The organism is Fodinicola feengrottensis, assembly GCF_039530045.1.
In the GTDB taxonomy this organism is placed as follows: domain Bacteria; phylum Actinomycetota; class Actinomycetes; order Mycobacteriales; family HKI-0501; genus Fodinicola; species Fodinicola feengrottensis.
The window spans coordinates 18,165-44,543 of sequence record NZ_BAAANY010000025.1 but is presented as its reverse complement, the minus strand read 5'-3'; the positions used below and the strand labels follow the sequence as shown (position 1 = coordinate 44,543).

Annotated in this window: 24 protein-coding genes and 1 pseudogene; 12 read left to right on the top strand and 13 right to left on the bottom strand. The window is 67.4% G+C overall.

All coding sequences use genetic code 11. The annotated features are described in order from the left end of the window. Window positions 1-17: 17 nt before the first annotated feature. The gene (locus ABD301_RS29780) at window positions 18-1,592 is read right to left on the bottom strand and encodes a recombinase family protein (RefSeq protein ID WP_344313658.1); all 1,575 of its coding nucleotides are present in this window, start codon (window positions 1,590-1,592) and stop codon (window positions 18-20) included. A gap of 247 nt (window positions 1,593-1,839) precedes the next feature. Here ABD301_RS29780 and ABD301_RS29775 point away from each other — a divergent pair, with 247 nt between their 5' ends. Beyond that, window positions 1,840-2,466 (top strand): Uma2 family endonuclease, encoded by a 627-nt coding sequence (locus ABD301_RS29775; RefSeq protein WP_163572499.1) that lies wholly within the window; start codon window positions 1,840-1,842, stop codon window positions 2,464-2,466. Here the strand turns inward: ABD301_RS29775 and ABD301_RS29770 are convergent. Next, on the bottom strand, window positions 2,435-3,793 hold the full coding sequence (locus tag ABD301_RS29770; protein ID WP_344313627.1) for an MFS transporter: 1,359 nt from the start codon (window positions 3,791-3,793) through the stop codon (window positions 2,435-2,437). The two genes, ABD301_RS29775 and ABD301_RS29770, sit on opposite strands and share 32 nt — an antisense overlap. 52 nt (window positions 3,794-3,845) lie before the next feature. Here ABD301_RS29770 and ABD301_RS29765 point away from each other — a divergent pair, with 52 nt between their 5' ends. Beyond that, the gene (locus tag ABD301_RS29765; RefSeq protein WP_344313626.1) at window positions 3,846-4,295 is read left to right on the top strand and encodes a MarR family winged helix-turn-helix transcriptional regulator; all 450 of its coding nucleotides are present in this window, start codon (window positions 3,846-3,848) and stop codon (window positions 4,293-4,295) included. A 265-nt stretch (window positions 4,296-4,560) separates the two neighbouring features. Continuing rightward, window positions 4,561-5,640, top strand: coding sequence for a sensor histidine kinase (locus tag ABD301_RS29760; RefSeq protein WP_344313625.1), 1,080 nt, complete (start codon window positions 4,561-4,563; stop codon window positions 5,638-5,640). 8 nt (window positions 5,641-5,648) lie between these two features. Here the strand turns inward: ABD301_RS29760 and ABD301_RS29755 are convergent, their stop codons facing one another. Beyond that, window positions 5,649-6,887: an MFS transporter gene (locus tag ABD301_RS29755; RefSeq protein WP_163572495.1), complete on the bottom strand. Its 1,239-nt coding sequence runs from the start codon at window positions 6,885-6,887 to the stop codon at window positions 5,649-5,651. Between the two features lie 84 nt (window positions 6,888-6,971). On the opposite strand from ABD301_RS29755, the gene ABD301_RS29750 reads away from it, so the two are divergent. After that, window positions 6,972-7,589 carry an HD domain-containing protein gene (locus ABD301_RS29750; RefSeq protein WP_344313624.1) on the top strand — a complete coding sequence of 206 codons (618 nt, stop codon included), beginning with the start codon at window positions 6,972-6,974 and terminating at the stop codon, window positions 7,587-7,589. Between the two features lie 77 nt (window positions 7,590-7,666). Here ABD301_RS29750 and ABD301_RS29745 read toward each other — a convergent pair whose 3' ends face one another. Next, the gene (locus ABD301_RS29745; protein WP_163572494.1) at window positions 7,667-8,185 is read right to left on the bottom strand and encodes an ArsR/SmtB family transcription factor; all 519 of its coding nucleotides are present in this window, start codon (window positions 8,183-8,185) and stop codon (window positions 7,667-7,669) included. A 75-nt stretch (window positions 8,186-8,260) separates the two neighbouring features. Here ABD301_RS29745 and ABD301_RS29740 point away from each other — a divergent pair, with 75 nt between their 5' ends. Further along, window positions 8,261-8,911, top strand: a complete 651-nt coding sequence (locus tag ABD301_RS29740; RefSeq protein WP_344313622.1) for an O-methyltransferase — start codon at window positions 8,261-8,263, stop codon at window positions 8,909-8,911. Between the two features lie 319 nt (window positions 8,912-9,230). Here ABD301_RS29740 and ABD301_RS29735 read toward each other — a convergent pair whose 3' ends face one another. Beyond that, window positions 9,231-9,482 (bottom strand): DUF4031 domain-containing protein, encoded by a 252-nt coding sequence (locus ABD301_RS29735; RefSeq protein ID WP_344313621.1) that lies wholly within the window; start codon window positions 9,480-9,482, stop codon window positions 9,231-9,233. A gap of 50 nt (window positions 9,483-9,532) precedes the next feature. Here ABD301_RS29735 and ABD301_RS29730 point away from each other — a divergent pair, with 50 nt between their 5' ends. From ABD301_RS29730 to ABD301_RS29720, 3 genes are all read left to right on the top strand, one after another. Then, complete coding sequence (locus ABD301_RS29730) at window positions 9,533-10,915, top strand: FAD-binding oxidoreductase (RefSeq protein ID WP_344313619.1); 1,383 nt, start codon at window positions 9,533-9,535, stop codon at window positions 10,913-10,915. A gap of 214 nt (window positions 10,916-11,129) precedes the next feature. Further along, window positions 11,130-11,315: a hypothetical protein gene (locus tag ABD301_RS29725; RefSeq protein WP_344313618.1), complete on the top strand. Its 186-nt coding sequence runs from the start codon at window positions 11,130-11,132 to the stop codon at window positions 11,313-11,315. Next, window positions 11,312-13,927 carry an alpha-N-acetylglucosaminidase gene (locus ABD301_RS29720; RefSeq protein ID WP_344313617.1) on the top strand — a complete coding sequence of 872 codons (2,616 nt, stop codon included), beginning with the start codon at window positions 11,312-11,314 and terminating at the stop codon, window positions 13,925-13,927. The genes ABD301_RS29725 and ABD301_RS29720 overlap by 4 nt, the downstream gene beginning before the upstream one ends. 48 nt (window positions 13,928-13,975) lie before the next feature. Here ABD301_RS29720 and ABD301_RS29715 read toward each other — a convergent pair whose 3' ends face one another. Next, entirely contained in the window at window positions 13,976-15,655 is a 1,680-nt protein-coding gene (locus tag ABD301_RS29715) for a glycerol-3-phosphate dehydrogenase/oxidase (RefSeq protein WP_344313657.1), read from the bottom strand. A 181-nt stretch (window positions 15,656-15,836) separates the two neighbouring features. Between ABD301_RS29715 and ABD301_RS29710 the strand changes: the two genes are divergently transcribed. Next, on the top strand, window positions 15,837-18,080 hold the full coding sequence (locus tag ABD301_RS29710) for a S8 family serine peptidase (RefSeq protein WP_344313616.1): 2,244 nt from the start codon (window positions 15,837-15,839) through the stop codon (window positions 18,078-18,080). A 42-nt stretch (window positions 18,081-18,122) separates the two neighbouring features. Here ABD301_RS29710 and ABD301_RS29705 read toward each other — a convergent pair whose 3' ends face one another. Continuing rightward, window positions 18,123-19,292, bottom strand: a complete 1,170-nt coding sequence (locus tag ABD301_RS29705; RefSeq protein ID WP_344313614.1) for a dipeptidase — start codon at window positions 19,290-19,292, stop codon at window positions 18,123-18,125. A 219-nt stretch (window positions 19,293-19,511) separates the two neighbouring features. Between ABD301_RS29705 and ABD301_RS29700 the strand changes: the two genes are divergently transcribed. Beyond that, window positions 19,512-19,928 (top strand): PAS domain-containing protein, encoded by a 417-nt coding sequence (locus tag ABD301_RS29700; protein ID WP_344313613.1) that lies wholly within the window; start codon window positions 19,512-19,514, stop codon window positions 19,926-19,928. Window positions 19,929-19,966: 38 nt separating this feature from the next. Here ABD301_RS29700 and ABD301_RS29695 read toward each other — a convergent pair whose 3' ends face one another. The 6 genes from ABD301_RS29695 to ABD301_RS29670 all read right to left on the bottom strand — a co-directional run bounded on the left by ABD301_RS29695 (window position 19,967) and on the right by ABD301_RS29670 (window position 25,401). Continuing rightward, on the bottom strand, window positions 19,967-20,335 hold the full coding sequence (locus tag ABD301_RS29695; protein WP_344313612.1) for a hypothetical protein: 369 nt from the start codon (window positions 20,333-20,335) through the stop codon (window positions 19,967-19,969). A gap of 44 nt (window positions 20,336-20,379) precedes the next feature. Continuing rightward, window positions 20,380-20,958, bottom strand: a complete 579-nt coding sequence (locus ABD301_RS29690; protein WP_163572487.1) for an EXLDI protein — start codon at window positions 20,956-20,958, stop codon at window positions 20,380-20,382. Between the two features lie 101 nt (window positions 20,959-21,059). Beyond that, complete coding sequence (gene groL / locus ABD301_RS29685) at window positions 21,060-22,691, bottom strand: chaperonin GroEL (protein ID WP_344313611.1); 1,632 nt, start codon at window positions 22,689-22,691, stop codon at window positions 21,060-21,062. Between the two features lie 224 nt (window positions 22,692-22,915). Beyond that, window positions 22,916-23,713, bottom strand: coding sequence for a hypothetical protein (locus ABD301_RS29680; RefSeq protein WP_344313610.1), 798 nt, complete (start codon window positions 23,711-23,713; stop codon window positions 22,916-22,918). A 347-nt stretch (window positions 23,714-24,060) separates the two neighbouring features. After that, a complete protein-coding gene (locus tag ABD301_RS29675; RefSeq protein WP_344313609.1) occupies window positions 24,061-25,002 on the bottom strand; it encodes a hypothetical protein in 942 nt (313 codons plus the stop codon). 195 nt (window positions 25,003-25,197) lie between these two features. Then, complete coding sequence (locus tag ABD301_RS29670) at window positions 25,198-25,401, bottom strand: cold-shock protein (protein WP_344313608.1); 204 nt, start codon at window positions 25,399-25,401, stop codon at window positions 25,198-25,200. Window positions 25,402-25,771: 370 nt separating this feature from the next. Between ABD301_RS29670 and ABD301_RS42575 the strand changes: the two are divergent. Beyond that, window positions 25,772-25,948: pseudogene (locus tag ABD301_RS42575) on the top strand (TetR/AcrR family transcriptional regulator); the annotation flags it as partial. Between the two features lie 9 nt (window positions 25,949-25,957). Further along, window positions 25,958-26,365: a TetR family transcriptional regulator C-terminal domain-containing protein gene (locus tag ABD301_RS29665; RefSeq protein ID WP_344313607.1), complete on the top strand. Its 408-nt coding sequence runs from the start codon at window positions 25,958-25,960 to the stop codon at window positions 26,363-26,365. Window positions 26,366-26,379 lie beyond the last annotated feature (14 nt).

The window sequence follows — 26,379 nt, the reverse complement described above, 5'->3', positions numbered from 1 at the left end:
CTACGCCAACCGGCTGATTATGAGTCGTCGGCTTGCCGCCAGATCAACTTGATCTGGTCGTGGTGGAACGGCACGCCCTTGTTGGCGGCCAGCAGGATGACCGTGGTGATGCTCTGGGAGACAGCGGCCTGCTTTTCCTCCATGGTGAATTCCGGGGTGTCCCACCGGGTCTCCAGATCAGCCACGATCGACCGGCGGGCGTCCTGTTCACGGGAGTACGCCCGCAGCTCCGTTTTCAACTCTGCTTCATCGATTTCCATGCGGTCCAACGAAGAAAAGTAACGAGAAGCGTCGCGGTACTCGCCAGCCTCATACCGGCGGGTGGCTTCCTTGATCCGGCCCTGCAACGCTTTCAACTCACCCGCGCGCGGCCACGGCGGCAGATCCTTCATCTGCCGCATCGCGTTGCGTCGGTGGTCAGCGATCACCGCCGCCGTAACGAATTTGTCGATGTCCTCAGCCTTGCGGGACACCCCACCACAGCCACCCTGACCGCTGGCCGGGCACCGGTAGATCGACACCAACACGCCATCGGCGCGGCGGCGGGTCGAACCGATGACCCGCGCCTGACACTTCCCACACCGGATGAACGGCGACAGCAGATAAATGGTGCGGTACCCGCGCCCCTTGGCGCCCAACCGGGACCGCGTCGCCGGGCGTCGGGGCGCCTTGGCGGGGTCGCTGTCGGCGTCGGTGTCCTGCTCGGTGGTGGTCTCCGGGCGCCACAGTCGCACGATCTCGTCGTAGTCCTCATCGCTCATCATCGGTTCCCACGCGCCGCGTACGTAGCTGCCGTCCTCGTTGCGCAGCACCGCGCCCCGGTACTTCACCCGCCCACACATCCGGGGCGCCAAGTACATCGCCTTCACCGTGGACGCGCGCCATGTCTTCCCGGTCGCGGTCAGGATCCCCTTGGCGTTCCACTCCTTGGCCAACGTCAACGCGGACACGCCTGACTTGATCCGCTCCAGCTCCGCTTGCAGAATCTTCGCCTCACGTTTGCGCAGCCGGAGCTGATCCTTGCGCCACCCGAACGCACGCATCCCGCCGTGCTTGCCGCCCTTCCACGCCGCGTGCCGCTTCCCATCGGTCACCCGGCGGGAGGTGTTCCGGGACTCGCTGTTGCGCTGATCCACCAACCGCCGCGCCGCCGAAATCCCGTCATCGGAGGTCAGATCGATGTTCCCCGTCATCGACGCCACATGCACGCCGTAGTACTCGACCACGTCGATCAGGTCTTCCAGCATCCGAGGATCGCGGAACGCCCGGTCACCATCGGTCACCGCGAGAGCGTTCGCCGTGCCGCGCCGCAGATCCGTCAAGATCGCGTCCCACTTTGGACGCTTCACCTCCAACCCGTACGTGCCATCCGGGAGCAACTTGCGGGTCTTCTTCGTCGCCGACACAGCGTTCTCCGGCACCTCGCGAAGGATCTCCCCACCAATCCCTTTCACGAATTTCCGCAGGTCAGTAAGCTGGTTAACCACCTGTTCCTCACGGTCGGTGGACTCCCGGGCGGACAAGATCCACCGCAACTTAGACGGATCAACGGTCAACTCCGTCCGACCGCCCGATCGCAACAACCTCGACATCGTCATAGGCCCATAGTGCACTAAAACCGCAGTCGCAACGGCGCGAAAATGTCGTACCCATACTGTTTTCTTGCCCCCACCCAGTGATCGGGTGGGGGGTGGGTTTGAGGACGCGCGCGCGAGAAAAAAATCGACCAGCGCGGGGCGTTGTTGTGGATAAAAATGCGGACTGTGGATAACTGCGGGAGGGGGTTTACCGTCTGGCAGGCTTGACAGATGCCGAACACGGGGAGCCAAGATGACTGCTATGACCGCAGAGACGCCAGGTGGGCTCGGGGTGGTGACCGTCGAGCAACTTCGCCGCTACCCCGACGACGCGCATGTGCGCATCGTGGAGGACACCGTCTATCTCAGCCGGGACGGTGGCTTTGATGTCGCCGACCTGGAAGCCATCGAGGACGACGGATGGCGGCACGAGCTCATCGACGGGATCATCGTCATGAGCCCAGCGCCGGTCCACGCGCACCAACGTGCCGTTGTCGAACTGGTCTTCGCCCTCCGTACATCCGTGCCCGAGCAGCTTGAGGTTCTGGTCGCACCGTTCGATGTCGACCTCGGGTTCCGTCGGCGGGTTCAGCCCGACGTGCTCATTGTCCCTGCCGTCGAGCTAGGCCAAGAGGTGCCGCGGCCGGTGCTGGTGATCGAGATTCTGTCGCCGTCGAACCGCCGGCACGACCTGGTCGCCAAACGTCGGGTGTACGAGCAGGCCGGCATCGCGTCGTACTGGATAGTCGACCCCGATCAGCCGTCGACTACGGTGCTGGAGCTGCGGGACGACCACTATTTCGAGGTGGGCCAGGCGGCCGGTTCAGCCGAGCTGGCCGTGGAAAAGCCTTACGACATCACGATCCGGCCGGCTGACCTGGTGAAGTGACCAACGCGACGACGGTCACCGCGGCGGCGAGCGCGAAGATCGCGACCAGCCCACCGCTCGGGTTGGCCAGGAGCGCGGCCACCCAACCAAAGATCGCGGTGCCCAGCACATTGCCAATCTGACGGGAGAAAGACAGCGTGCCCATCGCCGCGCCGATCGACTCCTTCGGCGCGAAAGACTGCACCAAAAGGGTGTAGACCTGCATCGACAGCCCGAGTGCGGCACCGCTGAGCACGAGACCGCAGATCAATGCATACGGCTGCGAGAACACGATCGCCAGCGCTATCAACGAAAGGCCGGCCACTCCCAGCGCCAGCCCCAGCCGACCCCACGCCGTCAGCTGCGGGAATTTCCGCGCCAGCAGCGAAAACGTGGTTGTCAGGAGCAGCTGACCAGCGGTCATCGGTACGAGCAGAAGGCCGGTCCCAGTCGGTCCACTATGGACAGTGGCGACGATCGCCAACGACATGAAGGTGAAGGTGCCGAAAAGCGTCACGCCGGAAAGGCCGCTGGCAAGGACAGAGCGGGCCACCGCTGGTACGACGAAAAGCCTCGGCGAGATCAACGGACTGGCGGCACTCTTTTCCACCCGTACGAGCAAAATCGTCGAGACGACGGCAACGATGAGCAGCGGGACCGCCACCAAGGGGTTAGTGGCGACGTTTTCGCTGCTCCCCAACGCGACCAGACTCGCCCCACCGACAACCACCAGACCCGCGCCAGGGAAATCAAAGCCACCTTTGGCATTGCTGGAATTGCGATGCGGCAAGCCGGCGAATCCGATCGCGAGCGCGACCGCGCAGATCGGGAGGTTCAACCCGAAAATCCACTGCCAGCCGAACTGGCCGGCGATCAGCCCACCGATCGGCGGGCCGCCGACGAAGGCGATAGCGGCCACCGCAGTCATCCATCCCTGCCGGCGCAGCAGTTCCTCCTTGTCGAACATCTCAGCCAACACACTGACCGCGGCCACGATGAGCCCGCTGCCTCCAAGACCTTGGATCGCCCTTGCGCCGACCAGAAAGACAAGGCTCGGCGCGAGCGCGCAAGCCACCGAGCCGAGCGCGAAAATCGCGATGGACAAAGAGAAAGTGACCCGCCGGCCGTACATGTCACCCAGCCGGCCATGCAACGGCGTGGCAACCGTGACGGCGAGGCCATAGACGGCGGTGACGCCGGCGATCGCGGTGCCGTGCAAGTCGTGCTGGATAGACGGCAGCGCGGCGATCACCACGGCTCCGTCGAGTTGCGCCATCAGGAGGCCGAGCAACGCGGCCACGAAGGTCAGGTTCCGTCCGGCCGTACGCGGCCGCTCAAGTACGTGCATATTGCACACGTTACATGTGCGCATTGCATGCATCAAGTGCGATGATGGGCAGATGACAGCCAGCACGGCCGGCGCCGGCCCGGCACTTTTCCGGCTCGTACGCTTCTGGTCCCGCCGCTGGGCGCCGACCGCCGCCGCCCACGCGCCCGGCGACACCCAGCACGTCCAGCAGGTCCAGGTGGTGGAGGCGATCGCCGCCAGCGGCCGCGAGGTCACCGTCGCCGACGTGGCCTTCCAGCTGGGGCTGGACCGGTCGGTGGCAAGCCGGATGGTCGGCGAGGCGATCCGCTCCGGGCACGTCGACCGCGGCTCGTCGAGCGCTGACGCCCGCCGCGCCAACCTCACCCTGACCGCCGCTGGGCAGGCGTTTCTGGCTGCGGCACACGACTTCCAGCAGCACGCGTACGAACAGCTGGTCGCCGACTGGGACCCCGCTGACCAGCAACGCTTCGCCACCTACCTGCGACAGCTCGCCGACCAGGTCACGTCCCCACCGAAATGAGCCGCCCCCGAATCGAGGGTCCTCGGCGGCACCGACAGTTCCGGCGATCAGCGGCCTCCCGCCAAGGAGTTCGGTCGTTTAGCAACCGGCTAGCTTTTTGGCTACCAGCCCCCTTGGAGACCGGCCGGCATCTCACCAAAGGGGCGTTGGCCTCCCCAAATGGTCGCTTGGGGGCGAAAAGAGCAGCAATCGGTGGCCTGGCCGGGTGGGGCCCTGACTGGTAGGGCCGTTGCAGTACGGCCGGCTGCCCGGCCATGCTGACCGGATGGAGGCAGCCGGACCACCGCCGCGGACCAGTCCAGTCCTGGTCGTTGTCGCGCTCTTCTGGTTGCTGCCGTTGGCATATCCGCTGATCCAGCTGATCCGGGCACGGCCGGCGGACGTTGGGTGGGTGCCTGCGTTGGCGGCGACCGCTGCCAGCGCCGGTGCGTACGTGGTGGCCGCCATAAGGACCGCACGGGCCGGCCAGCCACGGTCGGCGCAGCTGCCGCTCGTACTGATCGCCGCCGTGGCGATCCTGCTGCCTTTCGCGGCCGGCGTGCGCTGGCTCGGCGGCACCCTGTGGCTCGCCGCGGCGGCCGGCTTCACGCTGCCGGCGAGCGCGGCGCTGGCCGGTACGTGCCTCGCCACCGCCATCGGGGCAGTGACCTCGATCCTGCTCAGGGCGCCGGCCGACACCGCGGCGTCGGTCGCGGCGCTGACCGCACTGGCCGGAGTCAGCGTGGTGGTAGCGATCTACCAGACCCAGCTGGCCCGCGAGCTGGCCACCTCGACCGCCGAAGTGGATCGGCTGCGAGTGACCAGCGAGGTGCACGAAACCGTTAAGCAGCAGGCATTCCTGGCCGCCGCCGAGCTACGAAAAGCGCAGACGGCGGCGCCCTCGGCCGTACCGGCACACCTTGATCGAGCCGCCGAGGCGGTCGCCAACCTCCAACGCCAATTCGGCATGCTGGTGGCCGCTCAGCAGCCAGCCGCGGCGCCGAGCACCGATTTCCGTGCGTGGGTGGACGGCTGGGCAGCGCAATCCGGTGTCGAGGTCGAGCTGAGAATCGAAGACCTGGACGGAAAAAGCATGCGAACACTGTTCCCAATCGCGGTCGCAGCGCTGACGAATGTGGCGCAGCACGCCTCCGCCCAGATGGTCGCCGTGATGGTCCGCGGTGGGCTGGCCACCGCCACCCTGACAGTCGCCGACGACGGCGCCGGCTTCGACCCCGCTGTGGTGCCACCCGGGCACGGCCTTCGCGGCATGACCGAGCGCCTACTGGCCGCCGGCGGAGTGCTCACTATCCACTCCGCGCCCGGCCAGGGCACCGCGATCACCGCCGAGGTGCCGCGCGGCTGAAAATGGCCTTACACGCTCGACGGTGACGAGATTCGTACGGGCATCGTGTCGCCAGTTTTCGTTTCTAGGCCTGACAAACGTCCACGGGCCGCGAAGACCAGCACGGCCGCGACCGCCATCGCGACCGCCGGCGCGGCCATCGCCAGCCGGAACCCGCCGAGGTCGGCGAGCGCGCCGGCACCGGTCGAGCCGGCCGCGTAACCGACCGCCACTCCGCTGGAAAGCAGCGTCATCACCGCAGCCGTACGGCCAGTGCCGCCGAGCCGCTCACCGAGCGAATAGACGCTGATCATGTACGGTGCGATGCAGCAGCCGACAGCCACTACGACCACCACAGCGCCGGCGACCGTACTAACCGCCAACAGCAGCGGCGACAGAATTGCCAGCCCTACCGCGAAAATCAGCAGCCGGCGCGGGTGGCCGAGGCGTTCGGGCAACAGCGGGGTGGCCAGGCCCGCGGCCGCGCTCGTCAGCCCCATCACCGCGATCACCCCGCCGGCCGCCGAAGCCGCGCCGACCGCCGTGGAAAGCGCGGTGACACCGGCGCCGACGCCGCCGAAGAAACATCCCAGCAGGAACATCGCGCCCACCAGGATCGCCAGCTCGGGGACCTTGACGCGGCCCTGCGTACGGCCGGCGGACGACTTTCCGGCGGCCGCCGCGGTCGGGTGCAGGGCGAAGAGCGGGCCGAAGACCAGCATGGTCGCGGCGCCGAGCAGCAACCCGGTCGACGGCGAGAAAACGGCCGCCAGCAAGCCAATCAGCGCCGGCCCGAGCGCGAACGACGTTTCGTCCGCGGCCGACTCGTACGACATCGCCGGCGCCAGATCGGACGACCGTCCGGCCGCGAGACCGATCCACCGGGATCGGGCCAACGCGCCGATCTGGGTCGTCGACAGGCCCGTACCCAGCGCCAGCAAACCGACGGCAACCATCCCGGCATGTGTGTTGACGGCGATCACCAGAGCGACCGTGACCAGGGCGTTAACCGGTGTGGTGAGCAACGCGACCGGCCGCTGGCCGTGCCGGTCCGCGAGCAGGCTGACGACCGGCCCGCCCACGGCCATCCCGACCGCCACCAGACCGGCCGCAAGGCCACCGGCGGCGTAGCTGCCAGTGACCGACACCACCAGCAGGAGGGTGCCCAGCTGCGCCATTGCGAGCGGCAGCCGGGCCAGGAAAGCGATCGGTAGGAACCCCGCACCGGCGAGGGCGGGCAGGCGTTTGTACGCCAGAAGGGCTTGCAAGGAGTGCTCCAGGTATCACCAAGGGCACGCCATCCCTGCCCCTGGCGTGCGCTGGTCCCTGTGCTGCCACCAGAATACGTCATCGTGACCGGATCGGATGAGCTGACCACCGACGTACGCGACGACCTGCTGGCCCGCTGGCCGCTGGACGAGCGCCTCGGCCGGCACCTGCTCGACCGCTGGCGGGAGCCGCACCGGCGTTATCACACGGTCGACCACCTCGCCGCCGTCCTGGACACCGTCGACCGGTACGCGCCAGCGGCCAGCGATCCGGAGGCGGTCCGGCTGGCAGCGTGGTTCCACGACGCCGTCTATTTACCGCAGCGCAACGACAACGAGGAAGCGAGCGCGACACTCGCCGCCGAAACCCTTTCCCAGCAAGGAATCGCGCCGCAACGGCTCGCCGAAATCCGCCGGTTGATCCTGCTGACCCGCGGGCACGCGGCCGAGCCGGACGATGCGAACGGCGCTCTGCTCTGCGACGCAGACCTGCTGATCCTGGCCAGCCCGCCGGACCTTTACGCGACCTACGTTATGGCCGTACGAAAGGAATACTCGCACGTACCAGAGCCGGACTTCGTCGCCGGCCGCAGTGACGTGCTGCGCGGAATTCTCCAACTGCCAAGGATTTTCCTTCTGATGCCGGCAAAATGCGAGGACGCAGCCCGCGCCAACCTGATCGCCGAACTGGACTCGTACTAGTGGTCTGTCTTTGATTTGGCACGGCGGCTACGACTTCTGGATCACCGGATCCACCATCCCAAATCAAAGACAGACCACTAGCTTTCCGGCGGCAGCAACGGAACATTGGCGCGAAAAAGACTGACCAGCAGTCCGTAGGGCTCGCCCTCTGGACCGTCCGGCAGATGATCGGGATCGGCGAACCGCTCCAGCTCCGCAGCCAGCGCACTGACCCTTTCAGGCGTCAAGCGTACGTGCCGCAACAACGTCTGTTCTGGTGAATCCTGGGTCGCTGGCAGCATTTCATCCAGCGCCGCTTTGACCAGAAACTCCGCGCCGACCGGGGCATCTCGGGCAAGCCGCAGGTTCTGGCTGACGAGCCGGTAGTAACGCTCGGTGCCCCCACGCACCTGCCGAGTGGTGGCCACCTCCAACAGCCCGGCGTCGGTCAGCACATTGACGTGATAGCCGACCGTGCCCTTGGTGGAACCGAGCGCGGTCGCGAGCTGCGCGAGGGTGGCCGGACGCTGCCGGAGCACGGTCAGCAGCCGGTGCCGCAGCGGATGTCCCAATGCCTTGAACTGGGCGGGATCACGGAGCACCAGCGGATCGGGCATCGAACAAGCATCTAGGAATTTCGTTACTTCGACAAGCCCTTGTCAAAGCGGCGAGATTAGTGGACGCTTTCAGGTATGACAGACATTCTCACTCCGGCCGTCAGCGATTACCTGTTGGCGCATTGCACTCCCGCCGACCAGGTTCTTCTGGACCTTGCCGCCGAGACGCGAACAACTTTCGGGGGCGCGGCGGGCATGCAGATTTCGCACGACGAGGGCGAACTGTTGACCATGCTCGTACGGCTAACCGGCGCGCGGCAGGCCGTCGAGGTCGGTGTTTTCACCGGCTACTCGGCGATCTGCATAGCGCGCGGCCTACCAAAGGACGGCCGGCTGCTGGCGTGCGACGTGAGCCAGGAGTGGACCGGGGTGGCTCGCCGCTATTGGGAGCGGGCCGAGGTCGCCGAACGGATCGACCTGCGGATCGCGCCGGCGCTGGACACCCTGCGCGCACTCCCCTTCGACCCCGCGCTCGACTTCGCTTTTATTGATGCGGACAAGGAAAACTATCCGCTTTACTATCAGGAGCTAATTGTTCGACTGCGGCCCGGTGGCCTCCTCGTACTGGACAATGTCCTGCAAGGCGGCCGCGTCGTCGACCCTGCCGCGCAACGCCCTGCGGTGGTCGCGATCCGGCAGGTCAACGACCTGATCGCGGCCGACGACCGGGTCGAGTCGGTAATGCTGCCCGTACGAGACGGAGTAACCCTCGTCCGCAAACTCTGACCCCTCCCGCCCCGCGCGGCGACCGAACCGGACGCGCCGCCGAACTGCGGCCAACAGCTCAACCCCGCCCGCGCGGCGGCCGGAGGCCGCCCAGGTTCGTGGCGGTGGGGTGCCCGCTTTTTGGGCGCCCCGGCGACGCGAACCGGATGCGCCGCCGCAGGAACTGCGGCCAACAACACAGCCACCGCCGCTAACCCAACCCCGCCCGCGCGGCGGCCGGAGGCCGCCCAGGTTCGTGGCGGTGGGGTGCCCGCTTTTTGGGCGCCCCGGCGACGCGAACCGGATGCGCCGCCGCAGGAACTGCGGCCAACAACTCAGTTCAGCGGCGGCGTAGGCCAGCAGTGGTGAGGCGGGCGACGATGTCGCGGCTGGTGGTGGGTTCGGCGCCGGCGGCGATCGCTTGGTCGTAGAAGCGGGCTGGTACGTCGTAGTGGTCGCGGTGGAAGGCTCGTTCGGGGATGCCGAGGCGATTCGCGAAGGCGTGCAGTTCCTCGTACGACAGATCGCTGACCAGGTGTGACCAGAGCCGGCCATGACCGGGCCAGCGTGGAGGGTCGATGAGCACTGTCACTCGTCCATTGTCCTCCTGGAGCGAAGAACACCATGCTTAGGATTGACCCTATGACTGGGATCGCGACAGCAGCACTCGACCAGCTCCGCGAGCGGCTGGGTGACGCCGTGGTCACCGATGTCGACGTGATGGCGGCGTACGCGCACGATGAGGCGGACCTGGTCGAGCACGGGCAACCCGGCTGTGTCGTGCACGCCCGGTCGACCGAAGACGTGCGGCACGTGGTGCGGGTGGCTGGCCAGTACGGCATCCCGGTTGTCCCGCAGGGAGCGCTGACCGGGCTGGCCGGCGCCGCCAACGCGGTCGACGGCTGCATCGCGCTGTCGCTGCGCCGGATGGACAGGATCCTTGAGATCGACCGGATCAACCGGATCGCGGTCGTCCAGCCGGGAGTGATCAACAAAGCGGTCAGCACCGCGGCCGGCGAGCTGGGCCTGCGCTATCCGCCGGACCCGGGGTCGTGGGAGAGCTCCACGATCGGCGGCAACGTGTCCACCAACGCCGGCGGCATGTGCTGCGTGAAGTACGGCGTGACCAGCGAATATGTGCTCGGTCTGGAGGTCGTGCTGGCGGACGGCGAGGTGCTGCGGACGGGCCGGCGGACGGCCAAGGGCGTGGCCGGCTACGACCTGACCAAGCTGTTCGTGGGCAGCGAGGGCACCCTCGGGGTGATCACCGAGATCACCCTCGCGCTGCGGCCGGTCAGCGAGGGCGTGCTCAGCCTCGCGGCGGTCTTCGAGGACACGGTCAGCGCGGGGGCGGCGGTTTCCGCGATCGTCGCCGACGGACGTACGCCCAGCCTGCTGGAAATCATGGACAACACGCTGATCCGGGCCATCGAGGCGTACCGGCCGATGGATCTGCCGGTGGACGCGGCCGCGCTGCTGCTGGCCGCCGTGGACGACGGTTCGTCGGCGCAGCTGGAGCGGATCGCGCAGTTGTGTACGGCGGCCGGCGCGAGCGAGGTGCACGTGGCCAGCGATCCGGTCGAGGGCGAGATGCTGCTGGCCGCCCGCCGGCTGGCGCATCCGGCGATGGAGCGGCTCGGGAAAATCATCGTCGACGACATCGCGGTGCCCCGGTCGGCGCTGGCGGAGCTCCTTGACTCCACTCAGCGGATTGGCGAGAAATACCAGGTCAGGGTGGCGATGGTTGGGCATGCCGGGGACGGGAACATGCATCCGAACCTGATCGTCGACCGGGACGACCCCGACTCCCACCGGCGCTGCATGCTGGCCTTCGACGCAATCATGCAGCTCGGACTGGACCTCGGCGGCACATGTACGGGTGAGCATGGCGTCGGTACGTTGAAGAAGGGCTGGCTGGCCACCGAAATCGGGCCAATCGGACTGCGTACGCACCGGGCCATCAAAGCCGCATTGGACCCGGCCGGGATTCTCAATCCTGGAAAAGTTTTCGAAATCCCGGGCTGACGATATTTCCGACCGGTAACAATGCGCTTCCATACCCGCGAATACACCACTTTGCGTGGGTGAATCGGTACACAGGATATTTACAACGTTGCAGCAGTATGCGCAGAATAATACCTGCGACCGTGGTGGGGCCGGGCGCATCCGAAGGAGGCATGCGGCTCGCCGGTGCGGCCAGCCGTGGTGACCTCGCGGGCGCGACACCACAGGAGTCCCCATGGCCAGCTCGCTGGTTCCGTTCTACCGGATCACCACCCCGGTAAAGTGGTTTACCGCAACATCGGCCGACCGGAAAGAGGCCGGCCGACCGGTACATACCGTTTCTCAACCAGACCGAAACAGCGCACAACCTGGGAAAGACCTGCGCGACAACCGGATCACTGGCGAGGGAGGGAACCGTTGACTCCGGTAAGAAAACCTCAGGAACAACTGAATGAGAACGTTACCAGGCATACCTTTGCACTTCCCGCAAGAAACGCCGCGGCACCGACCAGTCCAGCGGTCGGCGGCCCCACTAGCTGCCCGCACCATCCCCTCGACCTGCATCAGGCCCGCGCCTCGATCACCCGGCTGCTCGGCGGCGACGTGGCCCGCGCCCTGCAGTTCCGACTGCGCCCGATGCCGACCCCGGCGGGCACCGCGGACGCCTTCCGGATCAGCGGCGCCACCGGCGCGGTCACCTTGGAAGGCACGTCCACCGTCGCCGTCGTCTCGGCTTTTCACTGGTGGTTGAAATATGTCGGCCGCGGTCACATCTCATGGAACGGCGACCGGCTGCTGCTCCCCCGGCTGCTGCCCGCCCCCGGGCGGCCGATCGTGAAGACCACCCAGCTCACCGACCGGTACGCGTACAACTTCTGCACCTTCGGCTACACCACCCCGTACTGGTCCTGGCCGGAATGGCAACGCGAGCTGGACTACCTGGCCGCCTCCGGCACCAACCGCGCGCTCGCGTTGGTCGGGCAGGAAATCGTCTGGTACGACACGCTGACCGACTTCGGGCTGACACCGGAGCAGGTGCTGAGCTGGATTCCCGGCCCGGCGCACGCGCCCTGGCAGTGGTACGGCTCGATCTCGGCCGGCACCCGAACAACGGCCGGCCGCACCGGCGTGACCCTGGACTACCTGCGCCGGCGGGCCCAGCTCGGCCGGCGGATCGCCGACCGGATGCGCGACCTGGGCATCACGCCGGTCTTCCCCGGCTTCGTCGGCCACGTACCTAACGACACCTTCGCGGCCGCCCACCCAGGCGCCACCGTGCTGGCGCAGGGCGACTACGGCGGCCAGCCACGGCCGGACTGGCTGGCCAGCACCGACCCGCTCTACGACCGGCTGGCGGCCCGGTTCTACCGCTGCCAGCGAGAGAGTTTCGGCGCCACCACACATTTCTCCGCCGACCTCGTGCACGAGGGTGGCACGCTCGGCGACGTGCCGCTGGCCGCCGCCGGTCGGGCCGTCCAACGGGCGATGACCGAGGCCACCCCAGGCGCGACCTGGGTTCTGCAGTCGTGGCAGGACAATCCGCGCCAGGAACTGATGACCGCGATCGACCGGGACCGCACGCTGGTGGTGGACCTGGACTCCGACGACGGCCCGCGGTGGAACCGTACAAACGCGTTCTGGGGCGCCCCGTGGGCGTGGGGCAGCGTCGGCAACTTCGGTGGCCGGCTGGGGATGTTCGGCAGCCTGCACGAGCCGATGCAGACCCTGCCGGCGGTCCGCAGCCAACCGCCGAGCACCCGGGGCAGGCTGGTCGGCACCGCGTTCATGCCGGAGGGCCACCACCACAACCCGGTCATCGGCGACCTGTGGAGCGAGACCACCTGGCGGGCCACCCCGGTCGACCCGGCCGGCTGGATCCGGGACTACGCGGTCCGCCGGTACGGCCGGGACGACCCGCGCGCGGCAGCGGCCTGGAACGTGCTGCTGACCACCGCGTACTCCTTCCGGGCCAGCGGCCACCGCAGCGGCGAGGGGCCCTATGAGTCGCCCTTCGCGGCGATCCCCAGCCTGGAAGTGGCGAATGCGTCCCCGTACGGGCCGGCCGAGCCCCGCTACGACCTGGAGCGGTTCGTACCGGTGGTGGTGGAGCTCGCGGCCGTGCACCCGGCGCTGCGCGGGCTGCCGACGTACCAATACGACCTCCTGGACGTCACCCGGCAGTTCCTGGCCAACCGGGCCCGGCTGCTGCTCGCCGACATCCGGGCCGCCTACCACTGCCAGGACCGGCGCAGGCTCGCGCTGCTGAGCAACCGGTTCCTGCACTACATGGACCTGACCAACGACCTGCTCGGGACCGGTGAGCACTGGCTCTTCGGGCGCTGGCAGCAGGCCGCCCGCAGCTGGGGGCGGACGCCGGACGAGCGGGAAATCCTGGAGGCCGACGCTCGTACGATCGTCAGCGTCTGGACCCCGCAGGCGTTTGGCGGGCTGCACGACTACGGCAACCGCGACTGGCATGGGATGGTCGCTGACTACTACAAGCCGCGGTGGGCTCGGTTCTTCGCGGACCTCGCCAGGTCGGTGGGCAGCGGGCGGCCGCCGAGCAGCGCCCCGGCGGACTGGCAGGCGATCAGCCAGGAGTGGACGACCCGCACCGAGACGTATCCGGCGCGGCCGCGCGGCGACACGTACGCGATGGTCCGGCGGATCCTGAACGACATCTCGTCCGAGCCCGGTCAGGGAGCCGTCCGGCTGCTGCCGGTCGAGCAGCCGGTACGAGCGGGAGCCGCGGTGGCGGTGACCGTACGGTTCACGAACCACGACCCGGTCCGGCCACGCACCAAGGTCCGGGTGTCACTGCCGGCACCGGCCGGTGGCCTGGTCAGCCCGCTCGGTCAGACCTCCTTCGGCACCGTCGAGCCGGGCGAGTCGGTGGAGGCCAGCTGGCAGGTGGAGGTGCCGCTGGGCGGGTCACTGTCACTCCTGCCGCGCGCGTCCTACGTCGACCGCCGCACCACGTACACCACCGAAACCCCCGCCAAAATCCCCCTCACGAAACACGACGCGGAATAGCCGGCGCGATCGCATCGGCCGCCGCGGCCTTACCAGCGCTACGGAACGTTATGCGTGGGTGGCTCCTGCGTCCACGGCGTAGCCGCGTACGTCGGGGGCGCCGTGGCGGGCCGCGTCGGCGGTGAGGTCGTCGGGCATGCGCTGCGACTCGTGTTCGGCGGCGACCCGGGCCCGGTAGTGCTCGACTTCACGGCGCCGGGTGGCGGCGTCCCAGCCCAGCTCGGCGGCCATCAACTCGGCCACGTCGTCCATGCTCTCCAGGCCGCGGTGCACGGTCTCGATGGACACTCTCGTACGCCGGGTGAGCACGTCGTCCAGGTGCAGCGCGCCTTCGATCCGGGTCGCGTACGCGACTTCGGCGCGGACGTATTCGGGTGCGCCAGGGAGCGGTCGGCCGAGCGCCGGGTTGGTGTCGATGAGTGTCAGCAGCTCGCCGGTCAGCGTGCCGTAGCGCTCCAACAGGTGTTCCATCACGCCGACGCTGATGCCGTGCCGACGCGCGGTGGACGCGCGCGCTGACCAGGCGGAGCCGTAGCCGTCCGCGCCGAGCAGCGGCACCTCGGTCGTCTTGCTGGGCGGCACGTTGCGCAGCCGCCGCGCGGCCGCGTCGACGGCGTCCTTCGCCATCACTCGGTACGTCGTGTATTTGCCGCCAGCGATCAGCACCAGCCCGAGCATCGGCTCCACCACGGCGTGCTCGCGGGACAGCTTGCTGGTCGCCTCGATCTCGCCTGCCAGCAATGGCCGCAGGCCAGCGTAAACGCCTTCGATGTCGGCATGCGTGAGCGGCCGCTCCAGCACCCGATTGACGTGTTCCAGGATGTAGTCGATATCGACACTGGACGCGGCTGGGTGCGCGCGGTCCAGGTTCCAGTCGGTATCGGTCGTACCGATCAGCCAGTGCCCGCCCCACGGGATGACGAACAGCACCGACTTCTCGGTCCGCAGGATCAGCCCGGCATCGCCGGTGATCGCGCTGCGCGGGACCAGCAGGTGGACTCCCTTGCTGGCGCGTACGCGCAGGCCAGGGCGGCCGCCGAGCATCTCGGAAATGTCATCGCTCCAGACCCCGGTGGCGGCCACCACGGTCCGGGCCTTGATGTCGAACTCCTCGTTGCACTCCATGTCCCGTACCCGCACGCCCACCACCTCGCGGGCGCTGCGCAGCACGTCGATGACCCGAGTGCTGGTGACGATCGCGGCGCCGAGGGACGCGGCCGTACGAGCGACCGTCACGGTGTGCCGGGCGTCGTCGATCTGGCCGTCGAAATAGCGGATCGAGCCGATCAGCGCGTCGTCGCGCAGGCCCGGGAACAGCCGGCGAGCGCCGGTTTTGCTGTAGTGCTTGTGGATCGGCAACCCGCGGGAGGTGCCGAAGATGCTGCCGAGGAAGTCGTAGAGCAGCACACCGGCGCCGATATAGCCGCGCTCCCACACGTGGTGCTTCAGCGGGATCAGGAACGGCACCGGTCGTACGAGGTGCGGCGCGAGCTTGGTCAGCAGCAGACCGCGCTCCTTGAGCGCCTCCCTGACCAGCGTGAAGTTGAGCTGTTCGAGGTAGCGCAGGCCGCCGTGAATCAGCTTGCTGGACCGGCTGGACGTGCCGGCGGCGAAGTCGCGCGCCTCCACCAGGGCGACCGACAGACCACGGGAGGCGGCGTCCAGCGCCACTCCCGCGCCGGTCACCCCGCCGCCGATGACGACCACGTCGAAGGTTTCCGACCGCATCCGCTCGACCGCGCGTTTGCGCTGCTCGGGGCCGAGGTGGCTGGCGGCGAACCGGGACACTGCGCTGTCTCGAGGCACGAAGCCCACGTTAGCCTCCCGTTCGGGTACGTGCCGCCCAGCCCACTGCGTTCTTGGCCGCGGTCCATCGAAATGACCAGCACGGGCCGTAGGGTTCCCGTTCATGGCGGAGAGTGAGCGCCGCTGGCCAGCGGTCCTTGGAGTGGTGCTGGTTGGCCTGTGGACGGTGGGCGTCAGCTTCGGCGGCGCGGCCGGCGAGTGGCTGGTCGAGCAGGCGTCAATCCTATTCGAGAGCAGGCCAAGCGCTTGGTTGGCGCCAGTCCTCGCGATCGGCGCGACGCTGCTCGCCGGGCTGCCCGCGCTGGGTCTGCTGCCGTACGTCCAGCGGCCGTGGATCCGGGCGACGCTGCGGTTCTGGGCACTCGCGGCCGGCTGCGCCGCGGTGCTGGGGCTGACCCGGTTCGTCCCGTACGGACACGACATCGCCGCCCGCAACACCTTCGCTCTCGGCTCCACAGTCGCGCTGGCAGCTCTGCTCGCCGTCGCGCTCATCCTCCTTCGCCGTTCGGCCACGATGCCTCATCGCGGCCGTTTGGTGCCGGCTGCTCTGGCGGCCGCGGTGGGTGGCGTCGCATTGCTGCCGTGGGTGGCCTTCGGCGCACTCGGGTCGGCGTGGACGACGCTGCTCGCGGTGCTGGCCGCCGCCGCGGTGGCCGCGCTGCTCGCGATGCTGCCGGGGCCGCCCACACATCCGCTGGTGTTGGGCGTCGGGTACGCGACGGTGGCCGCCACCGCGGCCCCCAGCGGGCTGAGCATTCTGCTGATGATTTCGTTACCGGCGCTGGCATTCGCGGTCGCCGCCGTCGGCGGCCGGTGGGCCGCGGCGGTCGCTCTAGGACTCGCGTTGGTCGGGCCGTACGCGTACGTCGACGCCAGCCAGCTGGCCGTCGTTCTCGGCCTGGGCGAGGTCAGCTGGTACGCGATTCTGGCGGCCGGCATCAGCTGGCTGGTCGCGATCGCCGTCGGTGCGGTGACTTTCCTCGTACGCAGGCGAAACTGGCTCAAGCCGTGGATCGCCGCGGTGGCCGTGACCGCTTGTCTCGTGGCGCTGGTCGGCGTCGGTTTGAGCCACCAGCCCGGATTTCACGGCAACGCGCTTTTCGTGACTCTGGAACAGACCAAAATCAGCGCCTCGATCGCGGATCCGGCGGCCCGACGGCGAGAGGTCTATCGCCAACTGACGGCGTACGCGACCGCCAGCCAGCGCCCACTGCGGGCCGCGCTGACCAGCCGCGGACTGACTTTTCGACCGTACTACTTAATAAACGCCATCGAGGTGGACGCCGACGACCCGGTCACCCGGCTGTGGCTCAGTGGCCAGCCGGGCGTTGTCTCGGTCACTGACGCACCCCTGCTTCGCCCCATCCCGGGTCGCCCGGAAGGCTTGCACGGCAACGAAAAGAAGCCTGACGGTCCACAGTGGAACATCACCGCGATCCACGCCGACCAGGCCTGGGCGGCCGGCGCCCGCGGCCAGGGCGTGGTAGTCGGCGTCTCGGACTCCGGCGTCGACGCCACCCATCCGGTGATCGCGGCCGGTTTTCGAGGCGGCGCCGACAGTTGGTACGACCCGTGGTTTGGCACGGCGGTGCCGCGCGACCTGGACGGCCACGGCACCCACACGACCGCCACCGCGGTCGGCCGCGGTGGCGTCGGGGTGGCGCCGGATGCTCAGTGGATCGGCTGCGCGGATCTTGCCCGCGGGGTCGCGAATCCCGGCTACTACCTGGACTGCCTGCAGTTCATGTTTGCGCCTTTTCCGCATGGTGGCGACGCTTTTCACGGCAATCCCAACCGTGGCGCGGACGTCCTCACCAACTCCTGGGGCTGCTCGACGCTGGAAGGCTGCCGATCCGACACGTTGGCGGCCGCCGCGCACGCGCTGAGCATCGCCGGCATCTATCCGGTTTTCGCGGCCGGGAACACCGGCCCGGACTGCGGGTCCATTGTGGACCCGCTGGCGAACAGTCCGGACGTACTCACCGTCGGCGCCGTCGACCGAACCGGCGCGGTCGCGGACTTTTCCAGCCGTGGCCCGGTTTCCGGGGTAGCCGGCAAGCCCGACGTGGTCGCGCCGGGCGTCAACGTCCTGTCCGCGCTGCCGGGCAACACGTACGGGACGTTGTCCGGCACCTCGATGGCCACCCCGCACGTGGCCGGCGTGGTGGCGCTGATGTGGTCGGCGAATCCACGCCTGCGCGGGGACATCGCCGACACCACGACTTTGTTGCGTACGACCGCGAAATCGGTCCGCTCCGCCACCTGCGCCGGCCCGAACAGCACCGGCGCCGGCCTGGTCGACGCCGCCGCTGCCGTCACCGCTGCCCGCATTTTCCCGCGAATGTAACGAAACAGCTCGGTTTTGTGACCTGTTTCGTTACATTCGCGGTTAGGTGTCGAGGTCTTGGATCCGGGCCCGGGACGGGGAGCGGGTGGCCTGCAGGGAACGGGCGACGGTTTCCGCGTCCCGGAGCGTACGGATGACGTTGCCGCCGGCGAGGGCCGCCAGGTCCGGGTCGGACCAACCGCGGTCGGCCAGCTCGGCGAAAAGCAACGGGTACGTCGAAACATCGCCCATATCGTCCGGAAAAAGCGGGTAGCCGTCGTAGTCGCCGCCGAGGCCGACATGCGCGATCCCGGCCACTTCCCTTACGTGCTCCACGTGATCGGCGATCGTCGAGGCAGTAACCGGCGGGCTCGGGTGCGCGGACAGCCAGTCGGCCATCGCTCGTACGCCCGGCAACGACAGGTCCACGCCACGGCGGGTCCGCTCGTCGGAATACTCGATTCCCCACTGTTTCGCTTCATCTGTAAGGAAAGGCGGCACGAAGGTCACCATCACCACGCCACCGTTGGTGGACATCCGGGAAAGCACCGAGTCCGGCACGTTTCGTACGTGGTCACACAAAGCCCGGGCCGACGAATGGCTGAAAATCACCGGCGACTCGGTGGCATCCAGCGCATCGTCCATTGTGGAGGGAGCCACGTGCGAGAGATCGACCAACATACCCATCCGGTTCATTTCCCGTACCACTTCGACCCCGAAAGCGGTCAGTCCGTCGTATGCGGGTTCGTCGGTGGACGCGTCCGCCCAGTCCGTGTTCTTCTCGTGGGTGAGCGTCATATATCGCACACCCAACGTGTAAAGCGTGCGCAGCGTCGCCAGCGAGTTCCCGATCGAATGGCCGCCTTCGGCACCGAAAACCGACGCGATCCGGCCGCTCGCAAACACCTTTTCCAGCTCGTCGGCGGTCGGCGCGAAGCCAAGCTCGGTACTGTGCCGCGCAATCAGCGCATGTCCCGCGTCGATCTGCTCCAGAGTCGCCGTGACCGCCTGCTCCGGCGGCAGGTCGCAGGGCACCCACACCGACCAGAACTGGGCCCCCACCCCGCCGGCGCGCAACCGCGGCAGGTCAGTCTGGGTGTCGGCCACCGGACGGGTCAGATCGACCGCGTCCAGGTCGTAGTTGGCCAGCTCTCGCAGCTCCCAGAGCAGGTCGTTGTGCCCGTCCACCAGCGGGTGGCGGCTTAGCAGGTCGGTGATCCGGCTCGACGTCATGCCCCCGATCCTGCCTCATCGCCGCGGTTGATCGGAGAACTCTGAGAAACGACCGGTAGCTTGCGGATCGCGACGCTGAGTAGCGCCATCGGCGGAGCCTCGTGGCCAAGGGTTATCCACCGTCATCGTGAGGGGAAATCGAATGGGAATCAGCGAGAAAATCGCCACCGGAGACCTGGAGGACGTGACTTTCCAGGGCGAGGTGCGGACGGCCATCTAGTGCCCGGCGGGCTGCTCAGCGACCAGGCCGCGATGGACGGCATCGAGGTTGGCATGTACGTGCTGGAAAAAGACGGCACCCTGATCGCGTGCAACAAGACCGCGATCGCGGCCTGGGGCCGGAGCCCGGAGCTTGGTACGAGCGAGAAATACTGCGGCGCCTTCCGGCTGCGTTACCCCTCCGGTGAGGTCATGCCGCACGACCAGGCGCCGCCGGCGGTTGTCATCAACAACGGCGGCACCGTACGTAACGCCGACGTGATTTGCGAGCAGCCGGACGGATTCCGGCTGCTGGCGCTGGTCAACGTGTTCCCGATCCGGGACGAGTCCGACGAGGTGGTCGGCGCGGTGAACATTTTCCGCCACAACACCGCGAAAACAGTGCCAGGCCTGCTGTCCACCTCTGGCGTCGGCTGAGCTCTCGCTGCTGCCAGGCCGCCACTGGCGGTCTGGCATCAGTCCTGGCCGGACTCCTGTTCCTGCTCCTGAGCGAGTCGCCACGGCGACTTCATCCCGGCCGCGAAGGCGGCGAAAACCACCGCTGGCAACAAAAACCAGCCGAGCGAGCCAATAGCTATCAGCATCGCGGCAAGCAGCGCGAGCGCCCCGGCCACCAGCGGCACCCGCCAGACCCTGCCCGGCAGCGCGGCCACCAGCGCGAGGCCACCGATCACCAGCAAACCCACATACCAACCGGCCGGCGCACCGCCCAGCCCGTTCGCGGTCACCACGTACGTCCAGCCGTACGCGACGGTCCACACCACCGACCAGAACACCAGCCACCGCGGCCGTGGCACCATGCTCGCCTGCCTCACACCCACCATGCCCGCCATTGTGCCCGCCATTGTGCCCCTCCTGTCCGGAACGGTCAGATGTCCAGGTCCTCGACCTCGGGGGTAGCGAGGTTCTGCTCGACCAGGTCAGCGAGCTCGGCCGGCAGTTCGTCGCGGAGGGCGGCGACGGAGTCGTACACCTCCAGCGCGCCGGTGCCGCCGGAGCCGGACCAGTCGGACGAGCCGCTGGCGGACTCGCCGTTCCATCCGACATGCCAGTCGACGTCCCAGTCCTGCGACCACACCGAGTTCTCCCCACTCGCCCAGCGTTTGGGGTCGCTCCAACGCTTCCAGTCCGGGTGCACCCTGCGGTGCACGGCGAGGGCCTGTTTGGCCGTACGGTAAACGGTGAAGTCCTCGACCTGGGCGCCGGTGCCGAGTTGGTGCTGCCAGCGCGCCACCAGCGCGCCACGGAATCGCTGGTAGCGCGGCACGTCACCGCTGCCGACCCGCACTTTGATCTCGGAAAGTCCCTGCATCTGAGCCTCCTTGGCCGTCACGAACCCATGCAGCGCCTGAGTGATCGCCGCGGAGAGGCTTCCGCCGGCCAACTCCTGGGCCCGCTGGAACACCGGCAGATCACCGTCCGACACGTAGATCGTCTTGTTGGGCACACGTCTATACTTATACATGTACGCATACTCGTCAAGACACGAAAAGGCGGGCCTGGCGTGAGCCAGACCCGCCTCTGCGGTCGTACTGAAGAGCAGGACTCCTAGAAGTCCATGTCACCCATGCCGCCGCCGGGGCCACCGGCCGGGGCCGGAGACTTCTCCGGCTTGTCGGCGATGACGGCCTCGGTGGTCAGGAACAGCGCGGCGATGGACGCGGCGTTCTGCAGGGCAGAGCGCACGACCTTCGTCGGGTCCGGAACACCGGCGGCGAGCAGGTCCTCGTACACGCCAGTGGCGGCGTTCAGGCCGTGACCCTTGGGCAGGCCCTTGACCTTCTCCACCACGACGCCGCCTTCGAGGCCGGCGTTGACGGCGATCTGCTTGAGCGGGGCCTCCAGCGCGATCCTCACGATCTGCGCGCCAGTGGCCTCGTCGCCTTCGAGGTCCAGCTTCTCGAACGCCTTGTCGCCGGCCTGCAGAAGAGCCACGCCGCCACCGGCGACGATGCCCTCTTCAACCGACGCCTTGGCGGCGCGAACGGCGTCCTCAATGCGGTGCTTGCGCTCCTTGAGCTCGACCTCGGTGGCCGCGCCGACCTTGATGACCGCAACGCCACCGGCCAGCTTGGCCAGCCGCTCCTGCAGCTTCTCACGGTCGTAGTCGGAGTCGCTCTTCTCGATCTCGGCGCGGATCAGGTTGACCCGACCGGTGATCTGGTCGGTGTCGCCCGAACCCTCGACGATGGTCGTCTCGTCCTTGGTGACGACGACCTTGCGAGCCCGGCCGAGCAGCTCGATGCCGGCGTTCTCCAGCTTGAGACCAACGGTCTCGGAGATGACCTCACCACCGGTCAGGATGGCGATGTCGGTCAGGATGGCCTTCCGACGGTCACCGAAGCCGGGGGCCTTGACGGCAACCGACTTGAAGGTGCCACGGATCTTGTTGACGACCAGGGTGGCAAGGGCTTCGCCCTCGACGTCCTCGGAGATGATCGCCAGCGGCTTGCCCGACTGCATGACCTTCTCCAGCAGCGGGAGCAGGTCCTTGACGGTCGCGATCTTGGACTCGACGATCAGGATGTACGGGTCGTCCAGGACGGCTTCCTGGCGGTCCGCGTCGGTCACGAAGTACGGCGAGATGTAGCCCTTGTCGAAGCGCATGCCCTCGGTGAGCTCAAGCTCAAGACCGAAGGTGTTGCTCTCCTCGACGGTGACAACGCCTTCCTTGCCGACCTTGTCCAGCGCCTCGGCGATGATCTCGCCGACGTTGGTGTCGCCACCGGCCGACACCGAAGCGGTGTGACCGATCTGCTCCTTGGTCTCAACCTCACGCGAGGCCAGCGCGAGCTGCTCGATGACCGACTCGACGGCCTTCTCGATGCCACGCTTGAGGCCGAGCGGGTTCGCACCCGCGGCCACGTTACGCAGGCCCTCGCGGACCAGCGCCTGGGCCAGCACAGTCGCCGTGGTGGTGCCGTCACCAGCCACGTCGTCGGTCTTCTTGGCTACCTCTTTGACGAGCTCGGCGCCGATCTTCTCGTACGGCTCGTCGAGCTCGATCTCCTTGGCGATGCTCACACCATCGTTGGTGATGGTGGGCGCTCCCCACTTCTTCTCGAGTACCACGTTGCGGCCCTTGGGGCCGAGCGTCACCTTGACGGCGTCGGCGAGGATGTTCATGCCCCGCTCGAGACCGCGGCGCGCCTCCTCGTCGAACGCGATCAACTTGGCCATGCGGTGGTTTCCTCCGCTGTTTTCGGCGGCCGCTCGTATCGCTCGGCCGCGCGTGCTGGATTCGGTTTCCGCTGGCCGGGCTCGATGCCCGCGACGGACGGATCCGGTCGCTGCTAGAGCGACGGAACCTCACCGCCCCGACCTGCTTACTGGCACTCGTAGGCACCGAGTGCCAGTCCAAGGTTTAGCACTCTCGGCCGGAGAGTGCAAGAAGACCGGACCCGCTAGCGGGCCAGCTCGGCGGCCAGTTGACCAGTGGACAGCGGCTCCCGGCGAGCCCGCAGATGCGCGTACGCGGTGGTCTGCAGCGGATAGAGGAACACGGCGATGACGAGCGAGACGACGCTGCCGATAATGCTCGAGAGGACCATCGCGACATACGTCCCGGCCGATCCGAGGACCGCGATGGCGACTGCCGAGAACACCCCGGCGATCACGAAGTTGAGGACCAAGGCGACCGCGTAGACACCGATGATGGTCGCCAACACCCCGATCGCCGCGCCGAAGTCGCGGTGTACGAGGTCGAACGACCGGGCGAAAGCGTTCACTCGCTCGTACGCGATCACCGGCGCCAGCACCATGAACGGCATGGCGAGATAGAGGCCGGGGACGATGCACGCCACCAGACCGAAGGCGATCATCAACGCGAAGAGCACTGACCAGCCAACCATCGGCCAGAACCGCGGCATCGCCTGCTGGGCCGCCGACACGGCGGTCACCGGCTGGCCGGTGGCCGCCCCGGTGACCAGGTGCACGGCGGCCAGCCCGATGATCGCGCTGACCGCGATCTGGATCACCCCGGCCAGCAGCTGCAGACCGTTGCCGACCAGGCCGACACCCACGATCGCCGTGCTCCCACGCACGCCACCGCTGACCAACCAGAGCCTGAGCAGGCTGCCCGGAAGCACCACGAGGAGGTTGACCGCGACCGTCGCCAGTTGCAACAGCGCGAGCTGCTGCCAGGTCTGCTTGGCCAGCGCGACAGCGCGCGACCACCAGCCGGCATAGTTGGCACTGACCAACCGGTCGTTCGGGTCGACCGGCGGCGGCCCACCGGGATAGCCGCCGTACGGACCTGGATAACCAGTCGTCGGGTTCGCCGGGTTCGGCTGCCCATAACCAGGTTGCCCATAACCGGGTTGCCCGTACGCCGGCTGGCCGTATCCAGGCTGGCCAGTGACCGGATGGTCGTACGACGGCTGGCCGTAGCCGGGTTGCCTCTGCCCCTGACTCTGCCCTGACCAGGAACCTCATATCCAGGTGGTCCGCCAGTGGCCATGGGTGCCTCCCCGTCGCGCAGCGTCTTGCTTTTAGCGCAACATAGTCCCGCCGGGCAACCGCCGGTCACGCCGGCGGCTGCCCGGACGGGCTACCGGGCGATCTCGGTGGCCAGCTGCGCGGTGGACAACGGCTCCAAGCGGGCCCGCAAGGTCGCGTACGCGACGGTTGTCAGCGGATATGTCAGCAACTGGACGGCGGCGGTGAGAACAGCGGAGATCAGCACCGTGATGACCGCACTGAGGATGTACGCACCGGTGCTCCCGGTAACCGCCGAGCCAATGGTCAGCGCACCACCAAAACAGCCGGCGACGATGCCGGCGACCAGGCCGCAGGCGACGACGGTGAGGGTGAGTCCCAAGGCGAGACCGAAGTTCCGGTTGTACAACGTGAACGCTTGGCCCAGCGGGTTCCCACGCTCGAACGCCACCACCGGTGCGAGCAGCATGCCAACCAGGGCCACATAGAAGCCAGGCAGGACGCAGAGCACAAAACCGATCGTAGCCAGCAAGCCAAAGATCACGCTCCAGAGGACGATGATCCCGAGCCGCCGACTGGCCCGCTGGAACGCTACCCCGATGTCGAGTTGCTCGTTGGTCGCGGCCATCACCATCAGGTGCACCACGACGAGTCCGATAATCGCGGCGATCACCTGGGTGAGAACCCCGGCCACCAGCGAAAGCAGGATGGGCCCGACCTGGCGCCCCAGCGACTGGGCCAGCACATCATTGGGGTTCTGTCCCGGTGCAATCGAGCCCGGAACCACCGCCAGGGAGGCCTGCCAGATGTGCACCGGAGTGATCAGAATCAGCTCCAGGACAACGAAAGCGATCTGCAGGATCAGCACATGTTTCCACGTTTTACGAGCCAAAGCCGTGCCGCGGGCCCACCAGCCGCCGTAATCCGCGGCTACCAGCGGGTCATTCGGATCCAGGTTGCGAGCGCCTGGATAGCCGGCGTACGCGTCCGGAGTTGGTTGCGATGGCTCACCGGGATATTCCGGCTGCGCACCCGACGGTGGCTGTTCGGTCACGATGGTTCCCCCCATGTTTTCAGGCGCCCGCACCAATCCTGTTCTGGTACGGGCAAGAACATGAGAGAACCTAGTGGCAACCCACACTCCAGCGCTCGGTAAAACGCCAAGATGGCCACTACCAGAGCAAACAAGGCCCGTCCCACCAAGGTGGAACGAGCCCTGTTCGCTGGATTCGCCTTCTCAACCGAGAACTCAGCCGACGACGTGGACGCCTTCGGCCTGCGGACCCTTCTGGCCCTGGGTGACCTCGAATTCGACCCGCTGGCCGTCCTCGAGCGACTTGTAACCGTCCATCTGAATGGCGGAGAAGTGGACGAAAACGTCCTGGCCGCCATCGACGGCGATAAAGCCGTAGCCCTTTTCAGCGTTGAACCACTTAACGGTTCCCTGTGCCACTGGAGCCATCCTCTACTGCTGGTGCGACAGGTCGCGCCCTACTGCGAGACCCGGGTCTTCGTCCGTATAGCCGTGGGAGACCCGCCCGGCAGGTTGCGCACGATCTGGTTAGAACTACGACCGACCGAAACGCTACACGAGATCTGGCCCCCTGGGGATGCCCTCTGTGCCGGAAATATTCTCCGTTGTTCCGGCCGACAAACCGGCGATTACCGCAGGTGATCGGCACTGTCTCGGGCCGCCGATTACAGCGCGTGAAGGCAGTGCCCGGGGTCCACTCGCCGACCGCCACCGCACTGTCGTCGGACCCACATTTTCGGCGCCTATCGAGCCTTGTTTTTCTTGACCGTACGGTCATAAAGTAGAGGCCATGGCGACAGCCGCCGGAAAGCTCGGCAGACCCCGGCAATTCGACGAGAATGCAGTGCTAGATGCGGTAATGGCCGAGTTTTACACACACGGATACCACGCGACCGCTATGTCCGATCTGTTACGTGTTACGAAATTACACAAGGGCAGCCTCTATGGGGCGTTCGGCGACAAACACCAACTTTTCTTGACCATTCTCCAACGTTACGCGCAGCAACGGACGACCGCGGCGGCCACCGACCTGCGGGCGCCGAAGCCGCCGATTCTCGGCATCGGACATTACTTGCAGCGAATATCCCGAAATGCCGCCGGCCAGCGCGGCTGCCTGCTGGCGAACACCGCGCTGGAGTTGTTGCCTGGCAACGAAGAAGTGGCTCAGATCGTGGATCACACCCAGCGCGAGATCCAGCGCGAACTGGCCGGCGCACTGGACCGGGCCAGAATTCAGGGCCTGCTTTCGGTCCCACAGAACAACACTGTCGTCGCCCGCTACTTGTTCACCGTCGTCGAAGGACTCTGGGAATTGGGTCGTACGACCGCCGACGAGCGGCCACTGCTCGAAGTCGTGGAGATGACGATGTACGGATTGCGGTAATCTATCCGCATTCT